At 64.4% G+C, this 15,492-nt stretch carries 16 protein-coding genes and 1 pseudogene; 12 read left to right on the top strand and 5 right to left on the bottom strand.

Annotated elements, in window-relative coordinates; genetic code table 11:
- The 8 genes and pseudogenes from ASG84_RS04380 to katG all read left to right on the top strand — a co-directional run.
- Nucleotides 1-667: pseudogene (locus tag ASG84_RS04380) on the top strand (biotin/lipoyl-containing protein); the annotation flags it as partial.
- A gap of 7 nt (nucleotides 668-674) precedes the next feature.
- Complete coding sequence (locus ASG84_RS28705) at nucleotides 675-803, top strand: acetyl-CoA carboxylase biotin carboxyl carrier protein subunit (RefSeq protein ID WP_442970904.1); 129 nt, start codon at nucleotides 675-677, stop codon at nucleotides 801-803.
- A gap of 10 nt (nucleotides 804-813) precedes the next feature.
- Entirely contained in the window at nucleotides 814-1,278 is a 465-nt protein-coding gene (locus ASG84_RS04375; protein WP_057475774.1) for a MarR family winged helix-turn-helix transcriptional regulator, read from the top strand.
- A gap of 166 nt (nucleotides 1,279-1,444) precedes the next feature.
- Complete coding sequence (locus tag ASG84_RS04370; RefSeq protein ID WP_057475773.1) at nucleotides 1,445-3,598, top strand: MMPL family transporter; 2,154 nt, start codon at nucleotides 1,445-1,447, stop codon at nucleotides 3,596-3,598.
- Between the two features lie 36 nt (nucleotides 3,599-3,634).
- A complete protein-coding gene (locus tag ASG84_RS04365; RefSeq protein ID WP_057475772.1) occupies nucleotides 3,635-4,054 on the top strand; it encodes a DUF302 domain-containing protein in 420 nt (139 codons plus the stop codon).
- 52 nt (nucleotides 4,055-4,106) lie between these two features.
- On the top strand, nucleotides 4,107-4,376 hold the full coding sequence (locus ASG84_RS04360; protein WP_057475771.1) for a metal-sensitive transcriptional regulator: 270 nt from the start codon (nucleotides 4,107-4,109) through the stop codon (nucleotides 4,374-4,376).
- 93 nt (nucleotides 4,377-4,469) lie between these two features.
- Entirely contained in the window at nucleotides 4,470-4,949 is a 480-nt protein-coding gene (locus ASG84_RS04355) for a Fur family transcriptional regulator (RefSeq protein ID WP_057475817.1), read from the top strand.
- Between the two features lie 42 nt (nucleotides 4,950-4,991).
- Entirely contained in the window at nucleotides 4,992-7,223 is a 2,232-nt protein-coding gene (katG, locus tag ASG84_RS04350) for a catalase/peroxidase HPI (RefSeq protein ID WP_082520768.1), read from the top strand.
- A gap of 72 nt (nucleotides 7,224-7,295) precedes the next feature.
- Here the strand turns inward: katG and ASG84_RS04345 are convergent, their stop codons facing one another.
- Nucleotides 7,296-7,760: a (2Fe-2S)-binding protein gene (locus ASG84_RS04345; RefSeq protein ID WP_082520767.1), complete on the bottom strand. Its 465-nt coding sequence runs from the start codon at nucleotides 7,758-7,760 to the stop codon at nucleotides 7,296-7,298.
- A gap of 6 nt (nucleotides 7,761-7,766) precedes the next feature.
- The gene (locus tag ASG84_RS04340; RefSeq protein ID WP_057475769.1) at nucleotides 7,767-9,953 is read right to left on the bottom strand and encodes a molybdopterin cofactor-binding domain-containing protein; all 2,187 of its coding nucleotides are present in this window, start codon (nucleotides 9,951-9,953) and stop codon (nucleotides 7,767-7,769) included.
- 215 nt (nucleotides 9,954-10,168) lie between these two features.
- Between ASG84_RS04340 and ASG84_RS28505 the strand changes: the two genes are divergently transcribed.
- Nucleotides 10,169-10,300: a hypothetical protein gene (locus tag ASG84_RS28505; RefSeq protein ID WP_268793482.1), complete on the top strand. Its 132-nt coding sequence runs from the start codon at nucleotides 10,169-10,171 to the stop codon at nucleotides 10,298-10,300.
- 46 nt (nucleotides 10,301-10,346) lie between these two features.
- Nucleotides 10,347-11,552 carry a glutaminase A gene (gene glsA, locus ASG84_RS04330; protein ID WP_057475767.1) on the top strand — a complete coding sequence of 402 codons (1,206 nt, stop codon included), beginning with the start codon at nucleotides 10,347-10,349 and terminating at the stop codon, nucleotides 11,550-11,552.
- Nucleotides 11,553-11,568: 16 nt separating this feature from the next.
- Here glsA and ASG84_RS04325 read toward each other — a convergent pair whose 3' ends face one another.
- A complete protein-coding gene (locus tag ASG84_RS04325; RefSeq protein WP_057475766.1) occupies nucleotides 11,569-12,798 on the bottom strand; it encodes an NAD(P)/FAD-dependent oxidoreductase in 1,230 nt (409 codons plus the stop codon).
- Entirely contained in the window at nucleotides 12,795-13,214 is a 420-nt protein-coding gene (locus ASG84_RS04320) for a hypothetical protein (RefSeq protein WP_156399376.1), read from the bottom strand. The genes ASG84_RS04325 and ASG84_RS04320 overlap by 4 nt, the downstream gene beginning before the upstream one ends.
- A gap of 246 nt (nucleotides 13,215-13,460) precedes the next feature.
- On the opposite strand from ASG84_RS04320, the gene ASG84_RS04315 reads away from it, so the two are divergent.
- Both ASG84_RS04315 and ASG84_RS04310 read left to right on the top strand, forming a co-directional pair.
- On the top strand, nucleotides 13,461-14,144 hold the full coding sequence (locus ASG84_RS04315; RefSeq protein WP_057475764.1) for a HemK2/MTQ2 family protein methyltransferase: 684 nt from the start codon (nucleotides 13,461-13,463) through the stop codon (nucleotides 14,142-14,144).
- Nucleotides 14,131-14,421, top strand: a complete 291-nt coding sequence (locus ASG84_RS04310) for a CDGSH iron-sulfur domain-containing protein (protein ID WP_327213060.1) — start codon at nucleotides 14,131-14,133, stop codon at nucleotides 14,419-14,421. The genes ASG84_RS04315 and ASG84_RS04310 overlap by 14 nt, the downstream gene beginning before the upstream one ends.
- Here ASG84_RS04310 and ASG84_RS04305 read toward each other — a convergent pair.
- Nucleotides 14,376-15,383 (bottom strand): iron-containing redox enzyme family protein, encoded by a 1,008-nt coding sequence (locus ASG84_RS04305; RefSeq protein WP_057475763.1) that lies wholly within the window; start codon nucleotides 15,381-15,383, stop codon nucleotides 14,376-14,378. The genes ASG84_RS04310 and ASG84_RS04305 overlap by 46 nt on opposite strands.
- Nucleotides 15,384-15,492 lie beyond the last annotated feature (109 nt).

Here is a 15,492-nt window from a genome sequence, read left to right as displayed (position 1 = left end):
CGGTCCGGGAGTGCGCGTGGATTCCGGTGTCGAATCCGGCAGTGTGATCGGGGGCCAGTTCGATTCGATGCTCGCCAAGCTCATCGTCACCGGAGCCACTCGCGAGGAGGCCCTCGCCCGCTCGCGTCGGGCGCTGGCGGAATTCGATGTTCAGGGCCTGGCGACGGTGATCCCGTTCCACGCTGCGGTGGTCTCCGATCCGGCATTCATCGGCGACGGCGACTCGTTCGATGTGCACACTCGGTGGATCGAAACCGAATGGGACAACCAGGTTCCCCCGTTCACCGCCGGACAACCGCTCGACGACGAGGAGATGCTGCCGCGCCAATCGGTGGTCGTCGAGGTCGGAGGCCGCCGCGTCGAGGTCTCCCTGCCCGGGGAACTGTCCCTCGGCGGCAACGGAGGCGGCGGCAACGGTGGACCTGCCGGTGCGGTGCGGCGCAAGCCGAAAGCCCGCACCCGTGGCGGTGCCGGAGCAGGGGCGGCGTCCGGTGACGCGGTCACCGCACCGATGCAAGGCACCGTGGTCAAAGTCGCCGTCGACGAAGGACAAACCGTCGAAGCCGGAGACCTCATCGCCGTCCTCGAAGCGATGAAGATGGAAAACCCCGTCACCGCCCACAAAGCCGGCACCGTCACCGGCCTGTCCGTCACCGCAGGCGACGCCNGACCTCATCGCCGTCCTCGAAGCGATGAAGATGGAAAACCCCGTCACCGCCCACAAAGCCGGCACCGTCACCGGCCTGTCCGTCACCGCAGGCGACGCCATCACCCAAGGCACCGTCCTCACCGAAATCAAATAGGGAGTATCCGATGACTGCCCTCGCCGAATCCTTCGACGGTGATACGTCTCCGGCACATTCGACCGAGCTCGAAATCGTGTCGACGGTGCTGCGCATGGCGTCGGCCGCGCGGGTCCGTTTAGCGGAGGCACTGGACGCGCATGGGCTGAGCTGGGCGAGGTACGAGGTTCTGGAACTGGTGTGCAGGCGAGGGCCGACGTCGTACAGCATGCTGTCGCGAGAGTTGGTGCGGCACAGAACAAGCATCACCGCGACCACCGCGACCCTGGTGGCCGCCGGACTGCTGGTGCGAAGCGTCAATCCGCGGAATCGGCAGCAGTACTTGGTCGAGGCCACCGACTCGGGCCACCGTGCCGTGACGCGCGCCGAGCGTGCGCTCGAGCGCGCTCGGTCGCGGATGGCCGTCGATGCAGACTCGGCCCAGACGCTCGAGGTTCTGCGGGGGATAGAGAAGCAGTGGAACGGCCGCCGCTGATCGACGACTGACGTCAGCGGCGCGCCCGCTGCGAATTCGAGTACCCCTGGGGCCGGTACCCCCAGGGGTACTTGCATACCCCCTTGGGTATATGCGATGGTGGTCTCGTTCGATCGTTCGGGGTTTCCACTACTCCGATCGATACCCCCACCCGTATAGGAGCACCATGTCGCTGCGCGATGCCGAACTTCTTCGCCCACCGGATGACAGGCCGGTAGCCGGGCCTGGCGTGCTCGGCCGCGCCGGCGGCTCGATGGTGACTCATCGGCGGTGGGTGTTCGGCGTATGGCTCATCGCGCTCGTGGGCCTGGGTTCTTTTGCGCCCTCGGTGTTCTCGTCGCTGGCCGGAGCGGGATGGCAGGCGAACGGATCCGAATCCGTCCAGGTTCGAGAATTGGCCCAGCAGCACTTCGGCGGTAATTCCTCCGCCGCGGTGCAGGTGGTCGTCCACTCCAACGCGGCACCCGTCACCGATCCCGCCGTTCAGGCAGTGATCGGTGACGTGTCCGATGTGTTCTCGGGAGACACAAGATTCGGTGACGTCGTCCTGCCGCAACCGGGGATGACGATCAGCCCGGACGGACGAACCGGCATCGTCATGGCCGGAGCGAACGGCACGACCGACGAGATGGTCAAGGCCGTCGACGATGTGAAGGAGCGGTTGACCGCGCTCTCGACCGACGGAATCGAGGTGTATCCCACCGGCTCGTCGGCCCTGTGGTCGGACTTCAACAAGGCGAACCACGATGCCATGATTCAGGCCGAATTGTTCTCGTGGCCGGTCACATTGGCGATCATGGTGCTTGCGTTCGGATCACTCGTCGCCGCCGGCTTGCCGCTGCTGCTCACCGTCGCCGGACTCGTCGCGTCCGCTGGTGGTCTCGTTCTGCTCAACGGTGTCACTCCGATCTCGGTGTGGGCCATGAACTTCGCGATGATGTTCGCGCTCGCGCTCGGGATCGATTACGCCCTGTTCATCGTCGCTCGATTCCGCGACGCGTTGCGCACCGCCGACACTCGGGCCGCGGTGGCCGAAACCATGGATACGGCAGGTAAAGCCGTCGTGTTGTCCGGGCTGACGGTGCTGGTGAGTCTGTCCGCCGTGCTGCTCGTTCCCGCGCCCGCGGTACGCACGATGGCTGTCGGCATCATGCTGGCCGTCGCTTTCGTGTTGCTGGCGACCATGACGCTGCTGCCTGCGGCATTGGGGGCGCTCGGACCGAAGGTCAACGCCGCCTCCTTGCCGTATGCCAAGCGGCAGGAGCATCGATCCCCGAAGTTCGCGGCATGGGGCGAATTGTTGCACAAGCATCCGTGGCCGTTCGCGGTCGTCTCCGTGGGAATTCTGATCGCCTTGGCACTTCCGGTACTCGGCTTGAAGGTGGCGATGCCGTCGATCGCGGTGGTGCCGGAGGATGCACCGGTGCGCCAGGGGTACGACCTCGTGCAGGCCCAGTTCGGACCGGGTGCGCCGGGAGCGCTACAGATCATCGTGCCCGACGCGGCAGCAGTCGAGACCGCGACCGTCGCTGCCGCGGTCGACGGGATCTCGATGGTGACGCCGCCGCAGAGTGCCGCAGACGGCTCGGGATATGCACTGCTGCAGGTAATTCCGTCAGTGGATCCGTCCGACGAAGCGATGGGCTCGATTCTCGCGGATCTGCGCGCCACGCTGCCCGATTCGGCACTCGTCGGTGGCGCACCTGCAGAGAACTTGGATCTTCAGCAGGCTTTGAACGACTACCTGCCGATCGTCGTCGGGATCATCCTGGTCCTCGGTTTCGTGCTGCTTCTGGTGGCGCTGCAGGCCCCGCTGATCGCGCTGCTCGGCACTCTGGTGAGCCTGCTGTCCACGGCAGCAGCCTTCGGAGTCGCCAAGTCGATCTTCCAGGACGGCCACGGCGCATCATTGCTCGGTTTCACCCCACAAGGATTCTTGGACGGCTGGGGACCGGTGTTCTTCTTTGCGATGATCTTCGCCATCGCCATGGACTACACGGTGTTCCTGCTGGCCACCGCGAAGGAACACTACGAGCGCTCGGGCGACGCCAAGGTTGCTCAGGTCGACGGATTGGCCCATTCCGGACGAGTGATCTTTGCCGCTGCGGCGGTGATGGTGGCAGTGTTCTTCACATTCGCACTGTCGGATCCGTTGCCTCCGAAAGAGATGGGCATCATCCTCGGCGTTGCGGTACTGCTCGACGCGTTCCTGGTTCGACTCGTGCTGCTTCCGGTCCTGCTACGGCTGACCGGGCACGGCGCGTGGTGGTCGCCGGCATGGCTACGTGCCGCGTTGCCCGCCATCCGCTTTTCTCACTGACGTCTCATCACACACGACAACTTTTCAGGAGTCACCATGAACATCGCATTGTCCACCACGTTGACCGACACCGATTTCGACACTGCGATCGACAGCACGAGAAAGGCGTTGTCGGAGCAAGGATTCGGGGTTCTCACCGAGATCGACATGCAGGCCACCCTGAAGGCGAAACTCGGTGAGGACATGGAGCGCTACATGATCCTCGGTGCCTGCAACCCCGGACTTGCCCATCGCGCTGTCGGAGTGATGAAGCAGATCGGTCTGCTCCTGCCGTGCAACGTGATCGTGCGCGAGGACACGACGGCACCGGGGTCCGTGATCGTCGAGGCGATGAACCCGGCCATCATGGTCGAGGTCACCGGTGAGCCCGAGTTGGGTGCGGTCGCCTCCGAGGCCACCGCGAAACTTCAGGCAGCGATCGCGGCACTGGGCGGTACCGGATCCGATCACGCTTGATGCCCCCGGGGGTACCATCGGGTTCAATACCACAACCACCGAGGGGATCGACATGATCGGCGACGAAGACAGCATCGCATTGGTACTCAACCGACTCAAGCGCGCGCACGGCCAGCTCGCCGGCGTCATCGGAATGATCGAGAACGGTCGGGACTGCAAGGACGTCGTCACCCAACTCGCCGCCGTCTCGCGTGCACTCGACAAGGCCGGATTCAAGATCGTGGCCACCGGTCTACGTGAGTGCATGACGGGAGAAAGCGCAGGCGACAAGGAGCCGATGACCGAGGCGGAACTCGAGAAACTGTTTCTGGCGCTGGCCTGACGGGTTGCTCGGATGGGCTGCGTGAAGAACGGCCGGTAAATTCCAACCGAATACTTGACTTGGTCCAGAAAGCGGGTGGATACTGATCCCGTGATGCCGATCTCGCCGCATGCGGAGCAATTGCGCGCCGCCGATATGCGCGTGACCCGTCCCCGGGTCGCGGTACTGGAGGTTGTCGAAACCAACCCGCACGCAGATACCGACACCATTCTCGGTCTCGTGCGATCCATGCTGCCCGAGGTGTCGCGGCAGACGGTCTACGACGTCCTCAATGCCTTGACGCTGGCGCGCTTGGTTCGGCGGATCGAGCCGGCGGGTTCGCCCGCACGCTACGAATCGCGCGTCGGAGACAACCATCATCACGCCGTGTGTCGTTCGTGCGGCGTCATCGCCGATGTCGATTGCGCCGTCGGCGAGACGCCGTGTCTCACGGCATCGGACTCCGTCGGTTTCACGATCGACGAGGCGGAGGTCATCTACTGGGGCCTCTGCGCACAGTGTTCGGCCGCTCGTGAGCAGCCGGCGGTTCCCGTTCAGTTCCCTCCCCGGTCTCGAACACAGCAGAGTTCGTGACCACCGATCACAGCCCGATCGTCATAACTTGGAAGGAAGCACGTGTCTGAAGACCACGTAACACGCGAAAAAGAGATGAACGAGGATCAGCCGCAGGATGGTGGCGGCGGCAAGTGTCCGGTCATGCACGACTCGATGCCGATGCCCGTCGAAGGCGGTAGCAATCGTGAGTGGTGGCCGAAGTCGCTGAATCTGAAGATCCTCAAGAAGAACCCGGCAGTCGGCGACCCCATGGGGCCGGACTTCGACTACGCAGCCGAGTTCAACTCTCTCGATCTCGCTGAGGTCAAGCGCGACATCGAAGCCCTGATGACGAACTCGCAGCCCTGGTGGCCCGCGGACTTCGGCCACTACGGCCCCTTCTTCATTCGCATGGCGTGGCACGCAGCGGGCACCTACCGCAAGCAGGACGGACGCGGCGGTGCCGGAGCAGGTATGCAGCGCTTCGCGCCGCTGAACAGCTGGCCCGACAATGCCTCGCTCGACAAGGCACGCCGCCTCGTCTGGCCGGTCAAGCAGAAGTACGGACGCAAGCTCTCCTGGGCCGACCTGATCGTGCTCACCGGCAACGTCGCCATCGAGTCGATGGGTCTGCCGACCTACGGCTTCGCCGGCGGACGCGTCGACGCCTGGGAGCCGGACGAGGACGTCTACTGGGGCCCGGAGCAGACCTGGTTGGGCGACGAGCGCTACCACGGTGATCGCACGACCCTCGACAACCCGTTGGCCGCAGTGCAGATGGGCCTGATCTACGTCAACCCCGAAGGCCCGAACGGTAACCCGGATCCCGTGCAGTCCGCACTGGACATCCGCGAGACGTTCGGCCGCATGGCCATGAACGACATCGAGACCGCCGCATTGGCTGTCGGTGGACACACGTTCGGCAAGACACACGGCGCTGCTGATCCCGACGCGCACATCGGGGCAGAGCCCGAAGGCGCTCCCATCGAACAGATGGGTCTCGGCTGGAAGAACAGCTTCCAGAGCGGCGTCGGCGCAGACGCGATCACCAGTGGTCTCGAGGTCATCTGGACCCCGACGCCCACGCAGTGGGACAACAGCTTCCTCGAGACGCTGTACGGATTCGAGTGGGAGCTCTACAAGAGCCCGGGCGGTGCCCACCAGTGGCGCCCGAAGAACGGCGAAGGTGCGGACCTCGTTCCCGACCCCGCCGATCCCTCCAAGCGTCGTCACCCGTCGATGCTCACCTCCGACATCGCGATGCGCGTCGACCCGATCTACGAGCAGATCACCCGGCGGTGGCTCGACCATCCAGAGGAGCTCGCAGAGGAATTCCAGAAGGCCTGGTTCAAGCTCACCCACCGCGACATGGGACCGGTCACGCGTTACCTCGGCCCCGAGGTTCCCGCGGAGCCCCTGCTCTGGCAGGACCCGATCCCGGCCGTCGATCACGAGCTGATCGGTGACGCACAGATCGCCGAACTGAAGCAGGCCATCCTCGGATCCGAATTGACTCAGGATCAGCTGATCTCGGCTGCGTGGGCGGCGGCGTCGTCGTTCCGCGTCAGTGACAAGCGCGGCGGTGCCAACGGTGGCCGTCTGCGTCTGCAGCCGCAGGCCGGCTGGGAGGTCAACGAGCCCGACGAGCTCGCACAGGTCATCCGCGTTCTCGAAGGAATCCAGCAGTCGTTCTCCGGAACTGTGTCCTTCGCCGACCTCGTGGTACTCGGTGGCGTCGCAGCCGTCGAGCAGGCCGCCAAGAACGCCGGCGTCGACATCACGGTCCCGTTCACCCCGGGCCGCATGGATGCCACGCAGGAGAAGACGGACGTCGACTCGTTCTCCGATCTGGAGCCCAAGGTCGACGGTTTCCGTAACTTCCTGGGCAAGGGTCAGAAGCTGCCGGCCGAGTTCAACCTGGTCGATCGGGCAAACCTGCTCTCGCTCAGTGCACCCGAGATGACCGTGCTCGTCGGTGGTCTGCGCGTGCTCGGAGCAAACTTCAAGCAGTCGACCCACGGCGTTCTGACCGACAAGGTCGGCACGCTCACCAACGACTTCTTCGTCAACCTCCTCGACATGGGCACCGAGTGGGTTCCCGCCGCCGAGGAGGGCATCTACGAGGCCAAGGATGCCGCTACCGGTGAGAAGAAGTGGACCGGAACTCGTAACGACCTGGTCTTCGGCTCGAACTCCGAGTTGCGCGCCATCGCAGAGGTGTACGCCTGCGACGACGCCAAGGAAAAGTTCGTCCGCGACTTCGTTGCTGCGTGGGACAAGGTGATGATGCTCGATCGCTTCGAACTGAGCTGAATCGGGTAGTAAACACAACACCCCGCGAACCTGTGGTTCGCGGGGTGTTGTGCTGTGGCAGAAACCGTTCGATCAGCCCTGCGACATCGCTTTCGCGGCTGCCTTGATGGCCCGTCGAATTCGGGGGTAGGTACCACACCGGCAGACGTTTTCGATGGTGTCGATGTCCTCGTCGGTCGGATCGGGGATGCGCTTCAGGAGAGCAACGGCAGCCATGATCTGGCCCGGCTGACAGTAACCGCATTGAGAGACGTCCTCGTCGATCCACGCCTGCTGCACCGGATGGAGAACATCGCCGTCGGCGAGTCCCTCGATGGTCGTGACCTCTTTGTCGACGGCATCGGAGACGGGTGTGACACAGGGGAGTACCTCCTTGCCGTCGAGGTGACTGGTGCAGGCGTGACACACGCCGATGCCGCACCCGTACTTGGGGCCGCGGACGCCGAGCTCGTCTCGCAGGGCCCAGAGCAACGGCATGTCGTCGGGTAGGTCGACCGACACTTCGACCCCGTTGACGACGAACTTCTGTTCAGCCACGGATCCTCATTTCGGGAACGGTTCGAAGTCGACGTCGAACAATATCGGGAAGCTGGTGGGGGTGGTGCCGGTGGCGCGTGCGTACGCGTTGGCCACCGCAGCGGCGGCAGCGGGCACCCCCAGTTCTCCTGCGCCACCGGGGGTCTCGGTGGTGGGAGGCATGATGACCACCCGCACATCCGGTGGTGAATCGCGTTGGCGGGCATAGTGGAATTGCGAGTAACTACCTTCGAGAGGCAGCCCCTGCTCGTAGTGCAGCCCGGCCCTGAGGGTGGTCGAGATGCCGTCCATCAGGCAGCCGATCATTTGAGCCTCGAGGCTGCGAGGGTTGACCACGCGGCCGACGTCCACGACGATGACGGCCTTCCTCACGCGGGGCACCCGCGGGTCCTGTGCGTCGATCTCGACGAGATATCCCGCACTGGAACCGAATTCGGCATGGAACCCGATGCCCTGCGCGCGGCCGGGGCCGAGATCTGCACCCCAGTTGCCCTCTGCGGCGAGCGTGCGCAGGACGTCACGGTGGCGGTCGCTCGCCACCGCACCGATGCGGAGCTCCAATGGATCGGTGTCGAGGGCGTCGGCGATGCGATCCACCATGATCTCGGCTGCGGTACGTACGGTCCCGGAGAACACCGATCGCCAACTGCCGGTGGGCATCTGGACCGGTACCTCGACGAGGGTTCTGATACTGCTCTCGGTGAACGAGTACGGGTCGCGGGTGCTGTGGAACAGCGTCTGGGAGATCAGCGGGGACGGTGCCAGTGCGTCGGTGACGAGGTCACCGAAACCGCCGTCGAAATCGGTGCAGACTGCGGCCACGCGTTGCTCCCACGAGATCACCGAGCCGCGTGCGAGCACTGCGTCGAACTTGGTGTGTACCGCGGGCCTGGCGCGGCCGTGCCGCATGTCGTCCACCCGCGACCACATCAAGCGCACCGGTCTGCCCATTGCGCGGGAGATGACGGCTGCCTCGAGCGGGCCGTCGAGGTAGAGCCTTCGCCCGAACGAGCCCCCGCCGTTCATCACGTGGGTGGTGACCCGATTCAGCGGAAGGCCCAGTGTCAGAGCAATTTTCTGCCCGGCGTAGTTGGGTAGTTGCATCGACGCCCAGACATCTGCACGATCGGATCGCACGTCGGCGACCGCCGAATTGGTTTCCATCGCGGCATGCGAGACGGGAGCGAAGTCGAAGTCGACGTTCAGCTTCGTCTCGCCCGGCAGCTCGGGCCTGCCCACTCCGCCGAAGCCGGTGAACGCCGGAGTACTGCGGCGGAGCCGGTCCTGAATGGACCGGGTGGACTCGTCGTCGATAGTTCCGGCGTTCCACGTGACCACCGCAGCATCCTTCGCGGCGAGTGCGAATCCGAAGGTTCGCGCCATGATGGCGACCCCGGTGGACACGACCGCGACATCGATCACCCCTGGCATCGCTCGCAACCCCGCCTCGTCCACCGAAGCGACGGTTCCGTTGATCGTCGGTGGGCGCCGGACGACGACCGGCATGGCGTCGGGCACGTCGAGATCGAGCGTGTAGGTGAGCCGGCCGGTGACGATCGCGCGAGCATCCTGGCGCGTGGTCGGTGTGCCGACCACGCGCAGGCCTGCCTCCGACTTCGGGTCCATCGCCTCGAAGCGCAGTTCCGGAGCCGCAGCCGCGGCCACCAGCTCGCCGAAGTGTGCGGCCCGTCCGTCCGGTGCACTGACGACGCCGTCGACGATCCTCAGCGTGCCGACGTCGACACCCCATCGATCGGCGCCCGCGCGTAACAGTCGCGCCCGCGCGGTCGCAGCGGTGAACCGAGCGGGCTCCCACAGAGATTGGATGGAGTTGGAGCCGCCTGTGTAGTGGTTGCCGATGAGTTCTTGCCGGCCGCGGGAGAGTGACACGACCGTCTTGTCGAGTGGGATGTCCAGCTCTTCTGCGATCAGCATCGCCACCGAGGTGGTGAGCCCCTGTCCGATCTCGGCACGGGGTAATGCGCAGTGCACGGATCCGTCACCACGCACCTCGAGGATCACCAGATTCGAGTCGGCCGGAAGCGTGGTGAGGACCTGTTCGGGTTCATCGATGCGGGCCGGATCTGCCGAGGCCCTGGCCCGCGTCACGAGCATCAGCGTCGAGCCCGCCACCACTGCGGTGAAGAACGAGCGGCGCGATACGGTGCGCCGTCCGGGTATCGCGTCCGTCACATCGTCCCTTCGGTCGGGCCCGACTCTACCGTCGCACTTCCGACAAACCGCGTACGTCAATGGGCGGCCGTGCGCGAACCCGAGAACACCGTCGGCCAGTTGTCACTGGTCACGACGGGTATCTTGGCGGCCGTTATCGATTCGTTATACTTTGTGGCCCTATCGTGATACTTCGCCTGGATTTTCCGACATGTCCGAACGGCAGCATCGGAGGCATGGAATCAGACAATGCGGCGGTCGGACCCGCACAGGACACACGAGACAAAGCAGCGGGTGGCGAGAGCTTCGGATCCTTCTTGGAAATGTTCCAGAGCGCGTCGACGACGGACTCGGAGCGCGAGCACTGAATCACTTGATGCGGGAATGACTTCCTCGTCGAGTTAGCGTGAAACGATGCAGTCACCGATTACCCGTTACCTCGAATCCGTCCTCGACGATTGCCGTCGACTCGACGGCGGGGCAATCGCGAAGGGGAACGCCGAACTCGAGCGAGCAGACCCCGATACTTTCGCGGTGGCCCTGGCGACCGTCGGCGGATCGGTGTATGCCGCAGGTGATTGCGATACCGAGTTCTCCATCCAGTCCATCTCCAAGGCGCTCGCCTATGCATTGGCTGTCGAAGACAACGGACTCGCACGCATGCTGGAGGCCACCGACGTCGAACCTTCGGGCGATTCGTTCAACGAGATCTCGCTCGAACGCGCCACGGGCAGGCCGCGCAATCCGCTGATCAATGCAGGCGCACTCGCTGTGCACTCCATGATTCGCGGGAGCTCGGCCCAGGAGCGTGCCGAACGCGTCAGGGACTTGCACAGCCGCTGCGCCGGAAGACAGTTGAGCACCAATACGTCCGTCTACGAAGCCGAGATCGAATCGGACGATCGCAACACCGCGATCGCACATCTTCTCAAATCCGTAGGAATTCTCGCAGCCGATCCGGCCGAGGTGGTCGACGGCTACGCCCGTCAATGTTCGGTCGACGTCAACTGCGTGGATTTGGCCACCATTGCGTCGGTAATGGCCAACGGGGGAGTCGATCCCGTGAGCGAAGAACGGTTGATCGACGGCGCAGTCAACCGCCACGTACTGTCTGTGATGTCCACCTGCGGGATGTACGACGGGTCGGGCAGTTGGGTTGCGACAGTGGGGATTCCGGCCAAGAGCGGAGTGGCCGGTGCGATCGTGGGTGTGCTGCCGGGCCAGGTCGGGTTGGCCGTGCTGTCGCCCAAGTTGAACGAACACGGAAACAGTGTGCGGGGCGTCGCGGTGTTCGAGCGTCTCTCTCGGGATCTGGAATTACACATGATGCACGTGGCGCCGAGCGGTACGTCGGCCATTCGTGAGGTAACGGGCGAGGACGCAACGACCGTGCACCTGCAAGGTGACCTACGTTTCGCCGGAGCCGAATCGGTGCTGACCACGCTGGCCGAGGTTATCGGTGCCGATCGCCGTATCACCCTCGATCTGAATCACGTGCGGGCAATGGACGACGTCGCCCGTCGACTGCTCGACGACGCGGCCGCCGGTTTGCGTGAGGACGGCCACGAGGTCGACATCCATGATCCCCATGGCCTGATGGCAGCAGTCGACGTCGATTGATCGCTGGGCGGTGTTGTCAGAGCCGTCCGCGGAGAATCATGTTCCAGTAACTCAGTGGCAGGCCGTAGCGGTCGAACAGCCAGGCCGATCGTCGTGCTTTCAGCGGATCGAGAAACGACGGTAGCGATGGTGTGAGTGACCCGGTCCGGTCGAACTCGGCCGCAACGAGACGGTGGGCGTCCATCGTCACCGGTGCCACGGTGTACCCGTCGTACGAGGACAGTTCTCGTCCGGCTCTGGCGGCCAGCAGATTGTCGATCAGAACGGCGATCTGCTTTCTCAGCCCACCGCCGGAAGAATCGGTGTCGATTGCGGCACCGTCACCGGCGGCCCAGATCTCGCTGTGTCGGCGGTGGCGCAGAGTGTGGGGGTCGATGTCGACGAGACCGTGTTGTCCGTCTGCAGCCAGGTTCGACGCCTCGACCCACGGCTGTCCGCGGAACGGGGGCACCAGGTGCAGCATCCGGTAGTCGATGATCTGCTGGGTGCCGAGGTGATCGGTGACGGTGATCTGACGAGTGTCGGGGGAAAGTGCGGTCACCGCGGTGCGGTGCAGTATCCGTACGTCGAGGTCGCGAAGGTGATCGAGCAACATCGAATCCAGCCGTGGCACATCGAGTAGCACCTCGCGGTCGATCACCAGGGTGATGTCGATGTCTGCGAGTTGCCCGGTCGCTCGCCAGTGGGCGGCGGCCAGGAACAACGGTTTCAGTGTGGTTCCGGTGCAGCCCACCGGTGGCCGCGGCACTGTGAATACTGCCGTCCCGCGCGCGGATGAGTCGCCGACCTCGGGTGACGGGAAGTGGGAGATCAGCTGCCAGGTCTTTTCTGCCAGCCCCAGGTAGTTGCTCGTCACCGCGGCAGAGTCGGCGGCATCGGCAATTCCTGGCAGCGCGTCGTGATCGGGCACCAGACCGGTCCCGATGATCAGGTCCCGATAGCCGTAGCTCCGACCGGATGCGGTCGTGACCACCTTCTCGTAGGGGTCGACCCGGGCTACCGTGTCCTGAATCCAGGTGCTGCTCTTCGGCATCACCGAGCGCTGGGTTCGCTCGGCGTCGCGGAGTCGGGCTTGGCCTCCTCCGACATACGACAACAGTGGCTGGTAGGTGTGCACGGACTGGGGTTCGATGACTCCCACGTCGTCGATACCGAGTCGAAGTGCGCGTGCTGCCGCGCTGATGCCCGCGTTGCCCCCGCCGAGGACGAGAACGTCGTGGTGGCCGTCGACGCCAACCGAGGTCAAGCCGACATCTCTCTGAATGCGAGTGCAGCGTCGGCTGTGGTGTGAAATACGGTGCGGCCGAGTGTGTCCGCGGCCAGCGCTCGGGTCGACTCGACAGCGGCGACCACAGCCAGTCGAGCGCCCCACCGGCTCAGGTGCATCGACGTGGCATCAAGGATTGCTGCCGTGCCCGCCGGCACCACGTCGACTGCGGTCAGATCGAGCACCAACCTGGAGCCTTCGACCGATGCTTCACCGAGTGTCTCGGCCAGCACGCCGAGATCCTGACGACCGAAGTCTCCGGCAACGCGAACGACGGTGGCACCCACGAGTTCGGTGACGGTGATGCCGGCACCGGCAGTCGGTGCCGGAACCACCTGCCGAAGCGACGGCACGACGACGGCAGGAACAGGGTCGATGGACGGTAGAACCGACAAGAGAATCTCCTCGAAGAACGACGCGGCAGTGCTGCCGACGCAGACGGTATGGGCCCGACTCGGGCGAACGGCGGCATTTTCTTCACCGCAAGGTGTCGATGGACTACCCGATTCGTGCGGTTTCAAGCGGCTTGTTTGCGGCCGATGCAATCGGGCATACGATACCCACCTTCGAGTGGAGTCCACGCTCGGCACACAGCCCGAGAGGGCACGTCTTGCGATGACGAACTCCGAGAGGACACCTCGATGACGACGGCCGATTTCGATACGTTCAGATCCACCCGCGCGGTTCACGCAGATCCCGGAGTGTATGAGCCGCAGGACGATTCGTGGCTGCTGTGCGAGATGGCGTCGCGGGCCGGGGTGGTGCAGGGTGCCCGTGTGCTCGATATGTGTACCGGCAGCGGTGCCGTCGCGCTCGCTGCGGCGTCGCTGGGCGCACGTGAAGTGCTGGCGTTCGACATCTCGCCGCTCGCGGTGGCGTGCGCTCGTCGCAACGCAGCTGCCCTCGATGCGAACGTCGATGTCCGCCTCGGGTCGTTCGCGGACGCGTCGGTGCTCGAGCCGTTCGACGTGGTTCTGTGCAATCCGCCCTACGTGCCCTCCGAGTCGGTGCCCGCCGGCGTAGGTCCGCACCGAGCGTGGGACGGCGGCCACGACGGCCGAGTGGTGTTGGATCCGCTGTGCGACGCCGCGTACGACCTGCTCGTTCCCGGCGGCACCCTTCTAGTGGTGCAGTCGGAGTATTCCGACCCTGCACGAACCGAGGCAATGCTGCGTCGTACGGGCCTGACCGTGTCCGTTCCGGCACGTCGATCGATCTCGTTCGGTCCGGTCATGACCGAGAGGGCTGCCTGGCTCGAGCAGGTCGGACTTCTCGAAGCATCTCGCGACATCGAGGATTTGGTGGTCATTCGTGCCGACCGATGACGACGACAGCGCCGTCGAGAACAACGCCGGTCCAACGGCGTCCGCAACGAAGCGCACGACGGTCCGCATCGTCAAGGGCGGGCCCATGGTCATCGACGGCCCCGTCGACATCGTGTTGGACGACGGCACGCGAGTGTGTTCCGACAGGTTCGCGGTGGCGGTGTGCACATGTCGGCGGAGTAGGAACTATCCGTTGTGCGACACCAGTCATCGCGCCAAGAAGCGTCCGGCTCAGTCGAGCGAGGACCGACCGGTGGACCAGCGCGACATGACGTGATCGGCGAGTTCGTTCTCGACGAAGTCCAGTGCGCGCATTCCGAACACCACATCGGCCTCGAGTTCGGGCTCGTCACGGAGCAGATTCCCGACGACATCGTGCCTGAGCACCTGCTCGTGCATCGCATCCGCCTCGACATGCTCTGCGTAGAACGCGATGCAGGCCTGGGGTGCCTTCAACCTTTTCAGACCGAGTACGTATCGCTGTGAGCCCGGCGACGACGTGATCTCGGTGGCGGCAAGATGTCCGACAGTGGCACCACGGAGCCCTCGATGTAGACCGAGGAGCGACATCAGGTTCACCCACGCCAGAGTCTGAGCGGGCACACGGTCGATGTAGCCGAGGTACGACGCATCGAGTTCCGCGGCCACCATCGAGTCGGCCCACAGCTTCTGGTGGACACGGTCACCTTTCCCACCGCCGTATTCGTCGAATTCGACTGCTACATACGACGCTTTGGCCTGACCGGTCAAACGGGGGATGGCCCAGGCATGCGGATCGGCCTCCTTGAGATGGTAGATCGACCGATGCACGAAATACTCGCGCATCTGCTCCCACGATCCCTCGTCGCGCAGATACCACGACGGTCCGGTTCCCGATGTCGCCTCGACGGACAGTGCGTCCATCTCCGCGGCTGCATCGTTCCCGGGTTCGACGTGAGCCCGAACATACTCGAGAAAAGCGGATTCGAGGGATGCGCGCAGGCGCAGGAGATCGGGGTCCCACTCCCATTCGTCGGCAACGCCGACGAAGCCGCGATAGTGCAATTCGTAGCAGATCAACAAGGCGAGTTGTACGTCTCGTGACGTCGAATCGACATCCGTGAGAGTCGGCAAATTCGAGGTCTTGCCCGGCTCACCTGTGGTCAGGCACCGTACGACGGCTTCGGAAATCGGCCCACACGGTACCGGCAGGACTGGAGAGAGTGCGACGGTCGGGCGGGCGTGGAGAAGCTCGGTCATACCTGAGGCTACCCACCGCCGGACAGTACCAATCGCAGTCCTCGCAGGTGTTTGTGAGTCGTCACAACAGGCAATGCGTTCTGCACGACATCGAACTCCGGTGTCGATT

The organism is Rhodococcus sp. Leaf278, from assembly GCF_001426085.1.
Classification (GTDB): domain Bacteria; phylum Actinomycetota; class Actinomycetes; order Mycobacteriales; family Mycobacteriaceae; genus Rhodococcoides.
Note: the sequence above shows the minus strand (reverse complement) of the source record. Positions and strands in the feature narration are given on the sequence as shown.

Excerpts from the sequence above, each read along its gene's own strand:
- ASG84_RS04375 (WP_057475774.1), top strand. The coding sequence starts at position 814 with ATGACTGCCCTCGCCGAATCCTTCGACGGTGATACGTCTCCGGCACAT.
- ASG84_RS04370 (WP_057475773.1), top strand. The coding sequence starts at position 1,445 with ATGTCGCTGCGCGATGCCGAACTTCTTCGCCCACCGGATGACAGGCCG.
- ASG84_RS04365 (WP_057475772.1), top strand. The coding sequence starts at position 3,635 with ATGAACATCGCATTGTCCACCACGTTGACCGACACCGATTTCGACACT.
- ASG84_RS04360 (WP_057475771.1), top strand. The coding sequence starts at position 4,107 with ATGATCGGCGACGAAGACAGCATCGCATTGGTACTCAACCGACTCAAG.
- ASG84_RS04355 (WP_057475817.1), top strand. The coding sequence starts at position 4,470 with ATGCCGATCTCGCCGCATGCGGAGCAATTGCGCGCCGCCGATATGCGC.
- ASG84_RS28505 (WP_268793482.1), top strand. The coding sequence starts at position 10,169 with ATGGAATCAGACAATGCGGCGGTCGGACCCGCACAGGACACACGAGAC.
- glsA (WP_057475767.1), top strand. The coding sequence starts at position 10,347 with ATGCAGTCACCGATTACCCGTTACCTCGAATCCGTCCTCGACGATTGC.
- ASG84_RS04315 (WP_057475764.1), top strand. The coding sequence starts at position 13,461 with ATGACGACGGCCGATTTCGATACGTTCAGATCCACCCGCGCGGTTCAC.
- ASG84_RS04305 (WP_057475763.1), bottom strand. The coding sequence starts at position 15,383 with ATGACCGAGCTTCTCCACGCCCGCCCGACCGTCGCACTCTCTCCAGTC.